This is a genomic window from Streptococcus sp. VT 162 (assembly GCA_000688775.2).
Lineage (GTDB): Bacteria > Bacillota > Bacilli > Lactobacillales > Streptococcaceae > Streptococcus.
The window spans coordinates 1,683,336-1,702,118 of sequence record CP007628.2 but is presented as its reverse complement, the minus strand read 5'-3'; the positions used below and the strand labels follow the sequence as shown (position 1 = coordinate 1,702,118).

Below are 18,783 nucleotides of genomic sequence, written 5' to 3'. Positions count from 1 at the left end.
GTGACTACTGAAGAAAAGAAAAAAACACCCTATTTAGATCGTTATACAGATAATTTGACAGAAAAAGTTTCAAAAAAAGCGGAAGATTATCAGGTGTACGGACGTGATAAAGAAGTAGAAGCTGTTCAGACCACTCTTCTCAGGCGAACTAAGAATAATCCTATTTTGGTAGGAGAAGCTGGAGTTGGAAAAACAGCTATTGTTGAAGGATTTGCTTTAGCCATTTTAAGAAACCAGGTATCTCCAAAATTAAAAAATTTGACCGTGCGTTCTCTGGAACTATCTAGCTTAATGTCAGATGAGGATGGAGGATTTATTGTTAAGTTTAAAAAAATTATTGAGGAGATGGTAGAAACCAAAGGAGAGAATCTTCTCTTTATTGATGAATTTCATACTATTGTTGGTGCTGGTGGTTCAGATAAGGGCGCTTTGGATGCTGGAAATATTGTAAAGCCAGTTTTGTCACGTGGTGAGATGCAATTGATTGGCGCAACTACTTTAGATGAATTTCATGAGTATGTCGAACAGGATCGAGCGCTAGAGCGAAGGATGCAGCCAATTATAGTTGATGAGCCAACAACTACTCAAGCGATTGAAATTCTTGAACAAGCTAAAACTATTTATGAAAAATTTCACCAGGTGTCTATTAGTTCCGATGCTGTAAAACAAGCTGTACTTCTATCTGTTCGCTACATACCTGATCAATTTTTACCTGATAAAGCCTTTGACTTAATAGATGAAGCAGCGACAATTTGTTCTACAAATGGGTTAGGCCATGTAGGTAAGCAAGAAATTGCAGAGGTGCTGAAAAATAAAACAGGTATTCCTGTCACGACGATTTTGAAAGGTGACAAGGAAAGGCTAGATGGTTTAAAAGAAAAGCTGTCACGACGTGTTAAAGGCCAAGATGAGGCTGTAGAAGCTGTTGTGAACGCTATAACTGTTGCACAAGCTGGCTTACAGGATCAAAGAAAGCCCTTGTCTTCCTTCATGTTTTTAGGAACTTCAGGAGTTGGGAAAACAGAGCTTGCCCTGGCATTGGCAGAGGGGATGTTTGATGATGAGGATGCAATCATTCGCTTTGATATGTCTGAGTATAAACAAAAGGGAGATATCACAAAGCTGATTGGCGATCGTCAAACTAGAACGAAAGGTCAATTGACTGAGAAGATTAAACAGAAACCTTATAGCGTTATTCTGATCGACGAGGTGGAGAAAGCACACTCGGAAGTTGTAGATTTATTTTTGCAGGTACTTGATGCAGGACGTTTGACTGATTCAACTGGAAGGCAAGTGAGCTTTAAGAATACGATTGTCATTATTACTACGAATATTGGTTCTCAAAAAATTATTAAGCAGTACGAATTGAAAGGGAATTTTAAAAAGCTAACCGATAGGGATAAAATTCAGTTTGAAAAGAGCATGACGTTGGAGTTGGAGACTAAATTCCGACCAGAATTTCTCAATCGAATTGAATATAAATTGATTTTTAACATGTTAGACGAGGAAGTGAATAAGGAAATTATTGTCAAACAGCTATCAGAAATTCAAGAAAGAATGAAGAATAAAAAGTTGACTCTCTCTTACGAAGAAAGTTTGGTTACTTATTTATTGGATGTAGGAACAAATATAAAGGACGGTGCACGGCCACTTGAAAGAGTGATTAAGCATAAAGTACTTCCTTTAATTTCTAAAGAGTTTCTGAACTTATCTGATCCCAACCAAGAGTATCATTTCCATCTTTGGGTAGAAGGTGATGCACCAGATGAGTATCACCGTGAAGACAAAAGAAAAATATTATTCGAGGTCGAAGCTGAAAATACGTCATTTGGTGAAGCATTATTTTCTTAAAACTCACCTTAAAAAAATGATTGTCCCTTTAAAAAATTTTTTTCAATTATCTATTATACTAACGTTGTCAAAAAAACAAAGGAGGATTTCTATGAAAAATTATTTGACAAGACAAATTCAGCAAGTAAAAACAAAATCACAGATGTTTTTATTAAGCCTTTCCCTATTCCTAACAGGATCTACAGTGTATGCGGACGATCCATTTGTTAAGTCGGATAACTTGGCAAAACAAGGAATTACAAAAGTTCAGCTAGTCAGTGTTGCGCTATTTGGTCTAGCTGCCGTTGTCACCTCGCTCATTTATGCGTTTGGTGGACGGGAGTTAAAAGCCTCAATGAAAAAACATTGGGTATCAATTGCAATTGCAATTATTGGTGTTTCAGCGGGACCAAGTATTATTGAATGGATTTTTGATTTCGTGAAAAGTTAAGGGGTGGTGATTTATGGCTTTTTCACTCTTTAATAAAGGTCGCTGTACGATTACAGATGATCTATTTCTAGAAATTACCTGGGAAGATGGAAGAGGTCCAGAGGATGATAGTGAGTTACTTGCTATCATCGATGTATTGGATCATAGTTCAGGTTATTCTCAGCGGATTTCAAAAAATTTCCCCTACCTAACATTTCAACAGGCAGAGTTGTTATTTAGAGAGTTGAAACAGATGTATGGTCAGTTTCAGCTGAAAAAAGTAGCAATCGCCCATCTGGAAGGGAAAAGCGTGGTAACAGAAGGAGAGGTTTACGCTAGTCCATTTCTGATTACTGAAGACTATGAAAACCTCTTGCTTCCCCTCATTCAAGCGATACTTACTCGCTCTGAATTTGCAAATTACAGCTATCAAGAAAAAAGGGAGTATTTTGAGAACCAGATTTATCCTGTATATAAACAAAGTATGGGATTGTCTGATTCTTCTCTTCCTATTTTCCCAGCTGAAGGTGAGACGATGGCTGTTTCACAACCCAATCGCCTACCACCTGCTCCAAATGCAAGGGAACAAACAGATGTTGTGTCTCCCGTATCTCAAAAGCAATCAGTTTCTCTGAAGAAATTTTATCTATTCTTAGGTTTTTTAGGAGTGCTTGCAGTAGTAAATATCGTTGGTGTATTTTTTGCTTTCGCTCAACTATCAAGCCAGTCTGAAAAAGTAAATTTCTTATATCAGGAACAAAAAAATACTCAACATCTTATCTCAACGAAAAATGAAGTTGATGTATTTAGTCGTCATTTCTTACCTTCTTATTACTCGGGCAAAAAAGAAAATCTAGTAGATTTTCTTTCTGAAGGTGATGCAAAATTTACCAAACCAAAAGAAGGGATTTTACAATCAGTTATTTTAGAAAAATTGAATTATGATTCAGAAACTCAAAAATATACGGTTTCCTATATCTTGTCCGTCAAAAAAGGGGATAAATCATCTAGCGTTAGATTAACCTTTGATGTAAAAGCTTCTGATTCTTCAAAATATGGATTTGTTGTAGAAACAGAACCAAAAGAATCAAATTATCTTAAAAATTAGAAAAGGAAAAATTAAAATGAACAAGAAACAAGTTTTAGCTGCACTAGCACTTTCAACAATCGCACTTGCACAAGCTGGATTTGTATCAGCTGACGAGCTTACACCGATTGATTCTTCTGCCCCAGCAACAGAAGTTGTTACGCCGACAACACCTAACGCTTCAACAGAAACAGAGGCACCAGCAACTCAGCCAACAGAGCCTTCAGTTACTCCAGTTGACCCAACAACGCCAAGTGTACAAGACAAAGACAACGCAGGAAGTCTTGACGGGGTACCAACAGACAACCCAGCTACTTCTGATAAGCCACAGGATAAGGATAATGCAGGTAGCCTCGATGGTGTACCAACACCATCAGATAAACCACAAGACAAAGACAACGCAGGAAGTCTTGACGGAGTGCCAACTGATAAACCAGCGCCTTCAGATAAGCCACAGGACAAGGATAATGCAGGTAGTCTTGATGGAGTCCCAGCTGAAAAGCCAAAAACTACTGATCAAGCGAACCAACAAGGGAAGTCACAAATTGGAACTACTTCAACTTCAACAGGTCAAGTAGTGCATGACGTGACAAAAGAACCAGTTGAAACGAATACAGGAGCTTCAATTGTTAGCACGCAAAACGGAAACGTAGTCCTTTCAAATGGATCTGTAGTAGCTCCTGAAGAGATCGGTGGTACTGTTAACGAAGATAAGACTATCTCTGTTACTGATAAAGAAGGCAAACTTAAAACACTTCCAAACACTGGAACTGCAGAAAGCATTCTAGGTACGATTGGGGCTATGTTGTTGACGGCAGTCAGCTACGTCTACAAGAAGAAACTATTTTAATTAAGTGAAGGAGAAAGAAAAATGACAGAAAAAACACAAGGACACGGATATTTCCGTAAGAAAAAATGGGCTAAAGGCCTAGTATCAGGAATTGCAGTTGCAGGGATTGTAGCCTTCTCTGCAGGTTCAGCATTTGCGGATGAAGCAGTTCAGCCTGAAAGCAAAAACGACAATAACATTTATGCTACACAAGCTGGTAAAGCAACAGGAAGCCAGTCTGTAGCGATTGATAATGGAGCAGTTACAAAGGCTGCTGAAAAAGCAAAAGAAGCAGGGGTGAACGTTTCTGAAACTCAGATTGTTGATAAGGGAACAGATACCACTGCTCCAAAACTTGAACAGTCTAAGTCTGAGATTAAACAAGATCAGGACAAGCAAGTCAAGGAACTTGAAGAAGCGACTACAAAACAAGTTGAAAACAATACAGCCTTCAAGGAAGCGCAAAAAGCTATTCAAGCTAACAATCAATTTGTAGCTGATGAAAAAGCTAAGCATGAAGGGGAAACAACTGTCACAGTGACGAATGACAGTTCGACTGCTACAGATGGTTCAGCAGACAAAAACAAGAAAGCTACTCAAACAGCTAAACAGGTCTTGTCAGATAACCAACAAGCCGTAACAAAATACCTGGGTGAAAAATCTAACTATGATGCTACTGTTGAACAAGCTACTGCTCTAAACAAAGCGGTAGAAAGCGCATCTGAACAGCTGAAGAAAGAAAAGGTTGACGTTAAAGTCGTTACACGTACGGTCTCTTCAGTCGCAGAAGTAGAAGCATTGAAGAAACAAAATGACCAGGCTATTGCGGCTGCAAAAGGCAAAGTGGAGCTTAACAAAGCCCTCATGGCTGCCTACACAGAGAAGAAGAATGCTAGTGATCAAGTCAATCAAGATGCTGATCGTAAATCAACAGATTTGAAAAACTCTGGTGTACTTTTAACCTCTAAAACTCAAGAAGTTTCTTCAGCTGATGAAGCGAAGCAAATTGGGAAACAAAACCAACAAGCTTATGACCAGGCTAAGAAAGCACAAGCAGACTGGCAGAAGAAATACAATGAACTTCAGTCTAAGACCAACACTGAAGGGTACACAAAAGAAGTAGTCTTGCAAGCTCTGAGCCTTTCTACAGCTAATCCAAATGCTAACGTAAAATCTAGTGCTTCTGGCGCTAAAGAATTGACTACAAGCTATATCGGTTCTTCAAGTGGAAATTCTGGATATGGTCGTATTCTTGATTCTACCAAAGTCTTGAAATATCGGGATGTTGGAAATGGTTGGAAAACAGAAATCGATTATACTGGTTTGAAAGGTTTGACTGTCTCAACTGCGGATGGTAAAAAACAGGATATTTCTCGTATCCACCGTAAGTTTGAAATCATCAACCAAGGGGAAACGGGTCTAATTGACGTTTATGTATTGAATGATCCTACTGAAGGATTTGTAGCTGCACGAAACGACGGAATTGGGACAACTTATGACTATATGCGTTTCAGAGTCACAGATACCTACTACTACAAGGTGGATGGGAAAGAAGTGGCCTTTAATGCTTCAGAAAAGACTCCAGCAGCCCTTACTTATTCATCACTGAACTACAACAAGATTGGATGGGAAGGTGCAGGAGCTGTCAATGGTAAAAACGTTGAGATTAACGGTTCAACTGTAACCTACCACAAAAATGATGGTTATAACTATGCTGATGATTACAATACAGCGGAAAAGGTTGGCGTAACGTGGGATACTTCTGACTCGCCTTACCAATACAAGGGAGCTGCGCTTGGTGTCTTTAAAGAAGGGACAGCGTTCTCGACTGATTTTACTCAATGGGATGGTTACGCAGAGTCAAATGGCCAAACTTATTGGTTCGCTTTGAATACGAAGGTTGTAGCGCCAGTTGTTGAAGTTCCAGCTGCTGCAACCATTACTAAAACAACCGTGAAACCAGTTAAGCCTGAACCTGTATCAGCTGAGTTGGTCAAAGCAAAGAATCCAGTTAAGCCAACCTTGGCGCTTAAAACTCTTTCTGAAACCAAAAATCAGAAATTATCTGCAAGCTACCACGGCTATAAATTACAGTATAAGCCAGTTGTAACTAAATCTGTAGCAGATACAGATAAGACCAATACAAACGGTCAAACAGTTGCTAAAAATGCTACTCAGCTTTATACATTGCATCATGACAATATTTATGCGAACCTTAAAAAAGGTGACAAGATTACCATCATTGATCCACTCGAAGCTGGAGCAGTTCCTGATGTTGCCGTTACAAAGGCAGCTGCAGAGAAAGCAGGATGGGGCGTTGCTTACGATGCAGGAAAGAATACCTACACCTTTACTGCAAGCTACGAAGGGAAGCGTCTAGCAGCTCCTGTGATTACCTGGAAGCCAATCTATGATAAAGGTTTTTATGACAACACTTATAAAGTGTTAGTGAATAAATACGAGGTATACTCAAACACTGTTACCACCAAAACACCAAAACCACCAAAACCAGTCAAAGCTGTTTTGGATCGTTCTGGTAAGGATATCAACGGTGCAACAACATTTGATCGCAACGTGACCTTCCGATTGGTGACTGATTATAGTCCATACACCAAAACTCTTGCTTCAGCACAAGCGCTTGGTAAGAAGTTTGCTATTTTGGATGATGTCCAAGATGGTGCATTCTCAGTTTATCAAGGTAATATCAAAATGACTGCTGCTGGTAAAGACGTAAAAAGCTTGTTTGACATGCATCACGTGCTTTCAGACAAAGGACGTACCGATGCAATCAATAAAATCCTGAAGGAATTGAACCTGCAACCTAGAGGAGAGTTCTATCTCTGGGTAGCGAAGGATTCTAAGAGTTTTTACCAAAACTACGTGAAACAAAATAAAAACGTGACGATTGATCTCCCAGCTAAACTCCTGGTTAAAGCAGGGGAGAAAGTCAAGAATGACTTTAAACAAATTGACTTTGGTAATAGTTATCAGTCAAATCTTGTAACAGTTGAAATTCCAAATGTTAAGCCAGAAAAACATGTACTTGATAGAACCGGCAAGAAAGTCCTTGATGGCAAAGAAGTTCAGCTAGGTGATTTTGTTCAGTACCTTCTTGATGGAGTAACTGTTCCAGAAAAACATGATACATTGTACCAATATGACGGTTTGGATAAGCTTGATACTAAGCATGACCGCTATACTGGTAATTGGAAGGGTATCATCAAGGGTACAGAATACACAGCAGAAAAAGAGCTAACGTTGCCATACGATGTTATCCTGAAGAATGGTAAAGTGATCAAGGCAGGAGATAAGATTTCCAAAGGTAGCTCTTATGCCTTTACCTTTGAGTTCAACCAAGGTACTAATTCAGAGTTCATCAAGAAACTTGTGACTGTTAAGTGGGATGCCAAAGGTGGGCAATGGTCTTACGTTATCAATCAAGACTTCCTAAACTCTTTAGGAGTAAAAGGAACCTTTGATGCAGATTTCTACATCGAGGCGGAGCGTATTGAAACTGGTGATAAGATTGAGAATACTTTCATCAATATTGTCAATAAACAAGAAATGACTGCCAAGGTTATTACTCGTACACCAGAGCCACCTAAACCAAAACACCCAGAAAAACATGCGCTTGATAAAACAGGTCAGAAAGTTCTTGATGGCAAAGAAGTCCAGCTAGGTGAATTGATTCAGTACCTTCTTGATGGTGTAACTATTCCAGAAAGACACCATACGTTGTACCAATATGACGGTGTGGACAAGCTTGATACTAAGCATGACCGATATACTGGTAACTGGACTGGTATCATTCGTGGTACAGAATACGTTGCTGAAAAAGATTTGGTTCTTCCTTATGATGTCATCCTGAAGGATGGTAAAGTAGTCAAGGCTGGTGACAAGATTGCTAAAGGCTCTGCTTATGCGTTCCAATTTGAGTTCAACCAAAGTACAAACTCGGACTTTATCAAGAAGGTTGTAAAAGTAACTTGGAATGAACAAGACGGTAAGTGGGCTTACACTATTGACAAAGAGTTCTTGAACTCTTTAGGAGTCAAAGGTAGCTTCGATGCGGACTTCTACATCGAAGTAGAGCGAATCTCAGCTGGAGAAGTCGAGAATACTTTTGTCAATATTGTCAATGGACAAGAAATGACTGCCAAGGTAACAACCCACACTCCACCAAAACCTGAAGAACCTGGAAAACCAAATCCCCAACCATCACTTCCAAATACAGGATCAGCAGCAAGCATGCTTCCAGTTGTGGGAATGGTTTTGGGATTATTGAGTCTTGCAGGCCTTCGTAAGTCGAAAGAAAACTAATTTGACGAACTAAAATGAAATGATGACCACAAGTTGAATAAAGACTCTCTTGTGGTCTTTATTGAAAGGAGAAAAAATGCAAGTATTTATCGCTTCTGGACGTGTTGCATTCATTCCAAATGATGCAGTGGGCCGAACTCCAAACGGTCACGTCAGTTTCAAATTTGAATTTGTTTGTGATTCGAGTATGACTGATGATACAAATAAACCAATCCCTAGTTTCTTCCATGTACAAGTTTATGGAAAACAAGCGGAATTGATGGCTCAGAGCCTATCTAAGGGCTCTCCAATTCTCTTAAAAGGAGAAATTATCCAACGACCATATAACGATGAACAAGATCAACGTCGGACGTATCAGTTTATTTCACCAAACCAACAAGGAGGAATCACTTTCCTTGAAAATAAGGAGGCATCTAACCGACGTAAGCAGGAACAACAGGGCTTTTCTCAGCCGACACCAAGTTCTAATCCTCCATCCTATCCTGAACCAATAGATGTGGATTCCCCATTCTAAAGGGATTGAAAGCATACAAGGACACTTGTGTGCTTTTTTTGTGGTTTATTTATTGTATAAAAAGTTATATAACTTATGGTATAACAATATCTTTTGTCCCTTTAACAAAGAATTTGATATTATCCCTTAGAATAGAGGGGAATTAAAAAATAATAAGAAAGGAGTGCAACAATGGCAAGACAAAAATACAATTATCTGTCTGATGAATTGATTGCAGAATCTCTTCAGGTGACCAATTACTTAGAACAAAGTCGATCCAGTCGATTGAATGTTCTTCAGTTGGATGGAGAGAAATGGTTAGAAAGTTACTTTCACCGTTATGAAAAAGCCTCTCCAAGGCTACAGTTTCACATATTTCTCTTTTCGAGCTTCTATACTCGAAAAATGGAATGGTTCTTGGAAGGTGTGAGGGGGTAGTAGTTTGTTTGAGTTATTTGAAGTAGTATTTTACACCCTTATCCAAGTGATTCGAGCCAGTTGGTTCAATACCCTCCTTTTTCTAGGAGTTGCAGGTTATTACCTCTTCAGATTCTTTCAACCTTACTTTTTAAGGCAGTATCAGCGGTTACTAAAAAGCAAGAGTTTTCTTCAGCAGATTTTTAAAAGAGGTTGGAAAGGTCGCAAAGCGATTGATTGGGAACAGGTATGGAAGCAATCAGCCAGAGGGCTGTTCAAATGGGTAAAGTTATTGATTCCAAAAATCATTGCGCTTGTCTCCCTCATTCTTTGGAATATTCTCTTTCGAATTGTTTATATGATTCCCTTTGTAAAACGGGAACGAAAACGGTTTGATAAAGAAATGAAACCGATTCTTTATTTTAAAAGTTATCGCAGCTTCGTTTATATGGGATTAGGTTTTAGCTTTATTGCTTTTATCTTAACCAATTACCTGGTTACTGTTTTGAGAGCTACAATCCGCTTTCTCTATTTTAGTGCCTGGTCGTTTAAAGATGCTAGTAAGGCCGTAAACTTTGACTTAAACAGCCTCTTATTTCAAAGTTTATTGAACGCTAAAGTCTTCTTAATAGCACCAATTTTAGCATTTCCAATCTTTTTACTGGGATTAGTTTTCGCCTGGAGATCTGCCTGGGTGAACTTCGAGCAGTTTCGAGACTATAACAACAATGAAGAAGGAGATGACCGATTTGTGACGATCAATGAAATTCGTCGTCAATACAAAAAGATCCCCAATAAAGATTTAACTTATCCAGGTGAAGGTGGAGCTCCTGTACTTCATGAACTGACTCATGATTTAGCAGGACAAACACTGAGAACTCAAATGTTATGGCAAAATAGAAAAATGAGCCGATACGTGACAAATGCGGAGCGGATTTTAGGCATGTTAGCTTTTCCTTCTGGATATTATTACATTGAAGATAAGCCGACGAATCTGTTAGGAATTGGGATGACTCGTTCAGGTAAGGGTGAAGGTCATATTACTCCAGCAATTGAAATCAACAGTCGTGCTGAATTGCAGCCATCGATGGTACTAGCAGACCCGAAAGGGGAACATTATCAAGCCTCCTACAAACTCATGAGGCAACGTGACTATGATGTCAATGTTCTTTCTTTCCAAAATATGGATTGGTCTATGTCTTTCAATCCGCTAGCTCTAGCCATCGCTGCCGCAAAGAAGGGCTACTATGAGAAAACTCAAACCTATGTCAATGCAGTCGCAGAATCAATTTATCCGAAACAAAAAGGTGGAGAGAGGGGGAATGCTGAATACTTCCGTAAGTCATCTATATCCCTGTTTAATGCACTTACAATGGCTTTGATGGATCGAGCTAATGAAACCGTTCAAAATGGTGAAGACGATGCCTGGGATACCATTACGATCCCTAACGTTGCGAAATTCTTGGCGACAATGGGGTCTGAAGAAGTCTTTGTAGATAGTGCTGGAGAAATCGTCGAGAATCCAAGCAGAGAACAACAAGTGTCGAAAAAGTCAAAAATCACAGTCTATTTTGATAATTTGAGACAAGTCAATCAACAACAATTCTCGAAATTTAGACAAATGGCTGATATCGAATTTCGTGCTTCTGACTTTGGTGGTGATGAGACTAAAGGGAATGTCTACTCTAGCATGATGACAGGAATCAACCTGTTCTTGCAAGACAACGTGGCCAAACTGACTTCTAAAAACTCTATTGATTTAGAGTCTGTTGGCTTCCCACGTCGATTATCTGTCAAGTTGAGATCAAGCACCAATAGTCAACTTAAAAATGAGTTCAAGCACAAAACTGCTAAAGTAACGATTACAGGATTGAAGAAGTGGGGTAAAGTCGAAAAGAAAGTCGATTATATAAAGCAAGCGACGGCTTTAGTTGACGGGGAAGGCTATCTTACTTATGCCATTGAGCCTAAACTTCCAGATCAGTTTACGGTAACGATTGATTTCAATCATAAGAACAATGGGCATTCCCCTGTTCGAGATCAAATCTTTCAATTTTCAGCTGAAAAAGTCTATCGAAGAAACGGAGATAGTCTGGAACTAGATGAGTATAGCAAGAAGCCGATTTTAGATCATATCGATATAACCGTCCTTAAGAATAAAGAAGATACCAAAAATCTTCTTCAGGAGTCGGATATTGAACTGGTCTATTCAGATAAACCGAAAGTCATCTACCTGGTAACACCGCCAAACCGAACAGAGTATAATGGTATTGTTTCGTTATTTTTAGATCAGCTATTCAATGCTAACTATGAGCTTGCTCTCTCAAGTGGTCGTAAATGTATTAATCGGATTCTCCATATCTTAGATGAGTTTACAAATATCCCTGCGATTCCTCACATGGATACAAAAATATCTATTGGATTGGGACAAAATATTCTCTATTACCTATGGATTCAAAATCTGGAGCAATTGGATGATAAATACGGCCAAAATGTTGCTCGAACCATTATGGACAACTGTTCATTGAAGGTTTATGTTAAAACAACATCTTCAGATACCAATAAGAAATTTAGTGCTGACCTGGGTACACGTACCATCACCAGAAGACGGCGCTCCAGCAATATCTTGGACGAAGCCAATCCAAATGTAGCTGTCGAGAATCCAAAACAAGAGTTGTTGACACCAACACAATTGGCCAAGCTCCAGGAAGGAGAAGCGGTTATCTTACGTGGAGTCAAGGGACGGGATAATGCTGGACGTAAGGTCACAACGGATCCAATCTTCGCACATGATAAGAACAGCTTCCCTTACAAGTACATGTTTTTACAAGAGGAGTTTGATACATCGATGACTCTTGCGGATATTCCAGTCGAAAGTGCGCACCGTGAGCTAGAACTTCAGGAGATCGCAGTTGATGCAGGTACAGCCTTCAACAACATCATAGACTGGAGGCAACGTTTGACCATGCCTCTCCTCAGCAACAATGGAGAAACTCCTAAACTATCAGGTCGTCATAGTAAAGGACAAAAGGTACAATCCCAATCATTTACTTCCACAGATGAACTATTTCAGGCAACTGTAGCTAATGTCATTCAAGGCGACTATGATTATTATGATGATGGAGACGACTTCTTTGCGGATGAAGTTATCTAAAAAGATATACAATAAGTTATATAAACACTTGCAAGAAAAAAAGCTGTTTGCTATAATAAAATAAACAATGGTTAGGAGATTAATGATGAAAGCAAAGTACTTTTTAAGAATTGTTTTAGTAGGTTTAGCCTTGATTATACTTGGAGCTTGTGGTCAAAAATCACCTGATTCTATTGCTAAAAATGTGCTAAAAGATAGCTATACAGGCTTTTCACAAGAAGATGGTTATGAGAGTCTTGATTTTAAAGGTGGAGTAGGAACTACCTTAAAATTTGACAAAGAAAAGCGAACTATTTCAAATAACGACGGTGAAAGTATTAACTACAGTGTGCTTTCAGAAGAACAAGTAAAGTCGATTCCAGCCTCTTTCAGGGGAACTATTGTTAGTTTAGAAAGTCAACTGAAAGGAAAAGACACTTTTACAATCGCTGTTGATTATAGGGATATAGGTAAGCCTGAAGAAGCAGAGGCTTATTATCAAGTCGTCTTGACCGAGGGTGGTAAAAAAATCCGAATCATTGAGCTACGTCGTGGCTATAAAGAAGACAATGCTTTCTATGATTTTAATGGAACAGCAGATTAACTTACAGAAAAGTCTCAATTACTTGAGGCTTTTTTGTTGTCAGAATTTCATTGTCCCTTTAAAAACGATTTTGTTATTATCGAATATGATAGGGGTATCTTAAAAAGAAAGAAGGTACCTTTAGTGCACTATCAAACCTTTTCAGATTTGATGAATGAGGTCAAGGATCTCAATGGTGAAATCACAGGCGAGAATGCAAAAAAACTGGCGGAATTCTATTCCTACTGGGGAAACTATTTAGAACCGACTCCTGCATTTATGGCATTTCTAGCCTATTTGCCAGGAGGGATTGCCAAGGCTCTTTATCAAATCACTTCCAGCCTAGAACATGTTTTTAATAATATGTTCAAGCTCTTTGGGCTTTTCGGATATTTGGGGGATCAGAAGACAGTCATTGGTCAATTTTTCTACTGGTTTCAGATATTAGGAACGTCCTTGTTTACTCTGATTTTGGTTGTGTCGGTCGTCGTAGGAGTCTTTACTAAGCCAGTAAAGTATAAGGGGGTGATTATTAATTTCCTTTTGGTAACTGCAGTAACCTCGGTTTTGCCTTTAGCTTTGACCACCATCTCAACAGCAGTGGCACAGGATGCCATGTCTATCCAGACAGTCTCCAGTGAAGCGCCATCTGGTAGTCAACCAACTTCCTCCTTGGCTCTTCAACCTATGAAAAATAATGTGGTAGACCTAAAAGTCTTAATATACAAAGATTTTTCTACAGAGTTGTTTCCAATGGATGATTATGGCTATATCAAGCCTGTTCAGGAGGGTTCTACCCCTGTCAATAATATCACGGATAATTCTGACCAACGTGATACGGCAGATTTTGCGACCAAGATTGATTTTGGAGCAAACTATGGTACGACAAATCCAAAAATGTTAGATGATATACAGAAAAACGACAAAGTAGCAGGAATTAAAGGATTGTTCCTACATAAGTTAAATTCCAATAATACTGGAGTTGAAAGTATTACAGAACACCGAGTCATTAATCAATTGAGTGCTTTTGAATCCGTTTATATGCGCTATAAAGTCAACTGGATAGGGATGTTCCTCCAGTATATTATCCTTGTTGTTCTATTGGTCAGCATGATCATTAAGCTCGTTAAATCAATCTTTGATATTCTGATTGAAGCAATGATTTCTCCAATTCTTGGATATAGTTCTCTATCAAATTCAAAGAAATATAAAGAGTTGTTAAGAACCATTGGAGGTGCCTTAGCAGGAATCTTCTTTGAGGTTATTATTATGCGTGTAACACTTGAGATTTTCAGAGATTTACCAATCCTTTCTGTTTCAGCAGTATCTAAGCTTTCTGGCGGATTCTTTGATGGGCTGAACATGTGGGAGCAGTGTCTTGCAGCTGCCTTTGTCTATATTGGAGTATTCTTTGCGGCAATGCAAGGAGTGGCCATGATTGAACGCTGGCTTGGAGTTTCAACAGGACATAGCGAAACAGCTCAACAATTGCTTGGTGCTATGATGATGGGCAATGCCTTTGCGGCTGGAGCAGGAGGTGTCTTTAATGGCGGTATGGCGCTTGGTCAATTTGGTATGGATATGGCTAAAAAAACTCCAGATGCCCTGTCTAAAGGCAGTCAGATTCTGGGGAATAGTCTTGCCAGAACTGGAGGTGGTATTCAAGGTGCTTTGAACTCTATAAAAGACCAGGGCTTGATGAATGCGGCCAAAGGTGGTGTAAGTAATATGGTTGATTTAGCAGAATGGAAAGCATTTGAAGCCATGCAAAATACGAAAGGTGCAGTTGGCAATGCTTTAAATAACTTGGATGATAAAGCCGCCTCTGCTCAAAATGCGACCTATAACGCTTTGAAAAACGATGCGGTTCCTGGAATTGATCAATTTGGACCAGTTGACATTCCTGAGCCACCAATCGCTCCAGGAACAACGGATGCACCTATTGTTGATTCAACTCCTTCAGCTGAAGAAATAGGGTCCCCAATTCAAGATTCACCTCATCTAACTGGAGGAACGGAGCCACCAATCCAAAATTCATCTCATCCAACCGGAGGATCAGCATCACCAACTCAAGATTCATCTCATCTAACTGGAGGAATGGAGCCACCAACCCAAGGTTCATCTCCATCAGTTGTAGAATCGACACAAGCACCGAAACAACCAGACTCTTCTCAACAAAAGTTTCAACAGAGCATGAGTCAAATGAATTACATGAACCAACAGATGCAACAAGCAGGACAGCGTATGCAGGGAGGACGTCATATCACAGGTGCTGAAAGTCCTGAAGAGGAGGAATAGGATGAATTATGGATTTAACAGGGAAGAATATTGTTATCACAGGAAGCTTACGTCCTCTAACTAGAGAAGAAGCCATACGATTTTTAGAAAGTAAAGGGGCTGTCGTGCAAAACTATGTGTCTTCTAGGACAGATATATTGGTTGTAGGACACAAGCAGTTGAATCTTTTTGATCCAGATAAAAGTTCTAAGAAGCATGATGCAGCGCTTAGAAGACTATCAGAAGGCCAATTGATTACTTTTCTTTCTGAAGAATCATTCTTTGATTTAGTTAAGAAGTCTCAAGATTGAGGCTTCTTTTATTGTGCAAAAAAGTATATAACTTTTTGTGTAATTACTTCCTGAAAGATAATGGCAAAAATGCTATTGTCCCTTTAAAAGATATTTTCGATTATTCATTATAATGTGAGTGTCAAAACAAATATAAAGGAGAAATTCATGTACGGTGAAAAATACGGTGTACCTAGAGATATCTATGCCAAAATTAAGATTATAGGCCTTCTTATCCTAGATATTGCTTTTGTAGGAATTACTGGAGTAATCGCTTTGAGCGTTGGCTTAAAAATCTTTCCTAAAAGCCAGTGGATACAGATGTTCGCATTCATTTTTTTAACACCAGTTCTGAGTTTGTATCTGGTGTTACCAGCTAACGGTGGCAAAAAGAATTGGCACAGCATGTTTCTTTTCTTCAGACGAAGAAGAAAACGTTATATTAGCTTGAATTATATCAGAAGGAGAAAACCATAATGGCGATTAAACAAATTCAACCTCCAAAAAATGAGAAACGTCCGCTGGGACGTATTCAAGAAACAAAGAAACAAACGCAGGAATATTTTGATTTGCATTCTTGCGTTGAGTTGTTGGATGTAAAATCAATCATTCCAAACAGCCAGGCTTATATCCAGTTAGTTGATTATGGCTACTTGCAGCTGATGGAGATACCAGGTAAAGATCTAGGTTCGATGTCTTATAACGAAGTTATGAGAACCATTGAAAATTTTGAAACCTGGTTGACTCGATTTGGACCGAATATCCAAGTGGAGACGACAACTTTGCCAACAAATACAGACACGCAAATTTCTGACTTGCGCCATCATTTGGATTTAGTGCGACAAGATATGTCCAAGTTATCAGTAAACGATAGACGTTTTTTACAACTCAAGGATCGTGAGATTTGGCTTCAAAGCCAAATTAAAGTTGAAGAAAGCATCCGACAAGAAGTCTATAATACAGAGTTTATACTGTGGCTATTTGCACCTACAACAACTGAATTGGACGAATTGGTTCGGAAGGCTAAAACCTATGGAAATAATGATTTTGTTCCACAAAATATCAGCTACAGGAAGAAAATTCAAATTATAAAGCAATACAACAATATGAATGAGAAAGTGTAGGAGGGATAGCATGCCTGATTTATCAAAACGTAGACAAAGACAACTAAAAAATGAAGGATATGACCTTGCTTTTCTTAGCCAGATTCAACCGCAAGGAAATATTGATTTTCAAAAGGATGACCGCTCCTGGATAAGTGGAGATGGGCACCATACGGTCTTACACTATTATGAGTATCCAACTGAAGGGATGGATCGTTTTTGGCTTTCTGAATTGTTGTTGATTCCTGGTACACGTTCCTTCCTGTCACTGTACAAGGAGGATAACAGACAGCTTCAAAAAGAGATTGAGGACTCTATTGAAGAGAAGTCAACACGGATTACAAACAATAGCAAACTAACCAATAATCGGAAAGAACTAGATGAGATTGATAATCTTAATAAACTAAGCCGTGAAATTGATAAGCGAAATATAGCTATGTATGGGATGTATATTCGTGTCTTTGTGTTTGCATCAACAAAAGAAGAATTATTTAAGAGGGTTGAAGAAGTCAAAGACAAAACGTCGAAATTCAAATCCACTATTCTATCTGGAGAATTAGATTTTGAATACCATGCCCCATTTATTCCAGCTGAATATCAGATTGATTTGCCCAATCATCGAAGAGGAATACCGACTCCAGCTCACTCAATAGCTGGTGGATATTTCTTTAATCATACGAAGCTAGAAGATGAGAAAGGTTTCTATCTGGGATGGACTCCAACAAATGGAGCGGTAAACTTCAATTTTCTAGAACGTGACGAGAAAAGAACACGATCCTTTATGATCCTATCTGGAAATCCAAAGATGGGACAACGATCTTTTCTTATGAAACACACAGATGGTCTCTATGCGAAGGGTCATTATATTCGCAACTTTGATGCTACTGGCCAGTTTCTTGATCAGACACGAAAACAACATGGATTGATTCTTGATTTATCAGGAGAGGCTAACCGTATCAATATCTTCCAGGTATTTCCAACAGTAACCAATGAAGCAGGAACTGAAATTGATAAGAAGAAATCTTACAACCTTCATATCGAGAAACTGAAGAGTATCTATAAACTCCTGAATAATGAAGTGACAGGAGACGATTTAATCACATTTGGAACTCTCCTGAATGATTTCTATATTGAGGAAGAGTTGTGGGCTCGAAATCCTTCGTTGAATCCAGAAAAACTGAAAGCGACGGATATTGTAAAGGAAGAGTATCCCATTCTGTCTGATTTTATTTTGTTTGTTGATGCCTACAAACGTCGACTGGAACAAACTAGTGCGGATAAAGCCGAACACAAGGCTGTTAAGCGTATTTACAATACGTTTAACGAACTATTGACAACAAACGCAGAAATTTTCGAGGGAACAACCGAATTTCAAGATATTTCTTCAGAGCAAGTTGTAACATTTGACTTCTCAGGGTTGAAGAACGCCCCTCATTTGTTAAATGTTCAGATATTCTCTGTTCTTTCACTTGTCTCAGCTGATATTGTCAATAACGGAAAACGCTGTAAGCAATTACTGAAGAGACGTCCTGACTTAACGGAGATGGATATGCAGCACTATATTGTCAATATTAGTGGGGCACAGACACTCATTGACCCTAAGCATGAAAGTAGTGTCAACCTTCTAGCCGATATGATTGATACAATGGGCGAAAACTTTGCTGGTGTTGTATTGTCTGTTAATTCACTGCGAGGGATTCTGTTTGAGACAGGGGTCGGTACTCATAAGGATCCATACGTGACGGCAGTCCAGAGGATTTTTGGACTGATGCAATATAGAGTTTTCGCTCAGACGGATGAAACCAGTGTTCCTCTACTAGCTAACGCCTTATCTGGATCAATGAATCAGTCTGAACTAGAGACTTTGCCTCGTCTGGCGAAAGGACAGTTATTCATGAACATTGCGGGGGTAGGAAATCTGGTCTTTAACCAACAGCTGTTAGCCCCTGAAGTTGAGCGCTATGGCGGTATTGAGTAAGAAAGGAAGGTAA

General features: G+C 39.0%; 14 protein-coding genes. All 14 read left to right on the top strand.

Translation table 11 applies throughout. From position 1 onward, the window contains the following. The 14 genes from V470_08400 to V470_08335 all read left to right on the top strand — a co-directional run bounded on the left by V470_08400 (nucleotide 1) and on the right by V470_08335 (nucleotide 18,770). On the top strand, nucleotides 1-1,851 hold the full coding sequence (locus tag V470_08400; protein ID AHZ48432.1) for an ATPase AAA: 1,851 nt from the start codon (nucleotides 1-3) through the stop codon (nucleotides 1,849-1,851). A gap of 91 nt (nucleotides 1,852-1,942) precedes the next feature. Beyond that, nucleotides 1,943-2,281 carry a conjugal transfer protein TrbC gene (locus V470_08395; GenBank protein AHZ48431.1) on the top strand — a complete coding sequence of 113 codons (339 nt, stop codon included), beginning with the start codon at nucleotides 1,943-1,945 and terminating at the stop codon, nucleotides 2,279-2,281. A gap of 13 nt (nucleotides 2,282-2,294) precedes the next feature. Next, the gene (locus tag V470_08390; GenBank protein AHZ48430.1) at nucleotides 2,295-3,368 is read left to right on the top strand and encodes a hypothetical protein; all 1,074 of its coding nucleotides are present in this window, start codon (nucleotides 2,295-2,297) and stop codon (nucleotides 3,366-3,368) included. A 16-nt stretch (nucleotides 3,369-3,384) separates the two neighbouring features. Further along, on the top strand, nucleotides 3,385-4,197 hold the full coding sequence (locus V470_08385) for a cell wall anchor protein (GenBank protein AHZ48429.1): 813 nt from the start codon (nucleotides 3,385-3,387) through the stop codon (nucleotides 4,195-4,197). A gap of 21 nt (nucleotides 4,198-4,218) precedes the next feature. Continuing rightward, on the top strand, nucleotides 4,219-8,496 hold the full coding sequence (locus V470_08380; GenBank protein AHZ48428.1) for a glucan-binding protein C: 4,278 nt from the start codon (nucleotides 4,219-4,221) through the stop codon (nucleotides 8,494-8,496). Between the two features lie 76 nt (nucleotides 8,497-8,572). Further along, nucleotides 8,573-9,010: a single-stranded DNA-binding protein gene (locus V470_08375; GenBank protein ID AHZ48427.1), complete on the top strand. Its 438-nt coding sequence runs from the start codon at nucleotides 8,573-8,575 to the stop codon at nucleotides 9,008-9,010. Nucleotides 9,011-9,181: 171 nt separating this feature from the next. Further along, on the top strand, nucleotides 9,182-9,427 hold the full coding sequence (locus V470_08370; GenBank protein AHZ48426.1) for a hypothetical protein: 246 nt from the start codon (nucleotides 9,182-9,184) through the stop codon (nucleotides 9,425-9,427). A 4-nt stretch (nucleotides 9,428-9,431) separates the two neighbouring features. Then, nucleotides 9,432-12,560: a conjugal transfer protein TraG gene (locus V470_08365; GenBank protein AHZ48425.1), complete on the top strand. Its 3,129-nt coding sequence runs from the start codon at nucleotides 9,432-9,434 to the stop codon at nucleotides 12,558-12,560. Nucleotides 12,561-12,645: 85 nt separating this feature from the next. Next, nucleotides 12,646-13,143: a lipoprotein gene (locus tag V470_08360; protein ID AHZ48424.1), complete on the top strand. Its 498-nt coding sequence runs from the start codon at nucleotides 12,646-12,648 to the stop codon at nucleotides 13,141-13,143. 123 nt (nucleotides 13,144-13,266) lie between these two features. Beyond that, a complete protein-coding gene (locus V470_08355; protein AHZ48423.1) occupies nucleotides 13,267-15,420 on the top strand; it encodes a membrane protein in 2,154 nt (717 codons plus the stop codon). Nucleotides 15,421-15,425: 5 nt separating this feature from the next. Beyond that, a complete protein-coding gene (locus V470_08350; GenBank protein ID AHZ48422.2) occupies nucleotides 15,426-15,710 on the top strand; it encodes a hypothetical protein in 285 nt (94 codons plus the stop codon). Between the two features lie 147 nt (nucleotides 15,711-15,857). Next, nucleotides 15,858-16,166: a hypothetical protein gene (locus tag V470_08345; GenBank protein AHZ48421.1), complete on the top strand. Its 309-nt coding sequence runs from the start codon at nucleotides 15,858-15,860 to the stop codon at nucleotides 16,164-16,166. Continuing rightward, nucleotides 16,166-16,813, top strand: coding sequence for a hypothetical protein (locus V470_08340; GenBank protein AHZ48420.1), 648 nt, complete (start codon nucleotides 16,166-16,168; stop codon nucleotides 16,811-16,813). The genes V470_08345 and V470_08340 overlap by 1 nt, the downstream gene beginning before the upstream one ends. A gap of 10 nt (nucleotides 16,814-16,823) precedes the next feature. Next, on the top strand, nucleotides 16,824-18,770 hold the full coding sequence (locus V470_08335; protein AHZ48419.1) for a virulence factor: 1,947 nt from the start codon (nucleotides 16,824-16,826) through the stop codon (nucleotides 18,768-18,770). Nucleotides 18,771-18,783 lie beyond the last annotated feature (13 nt).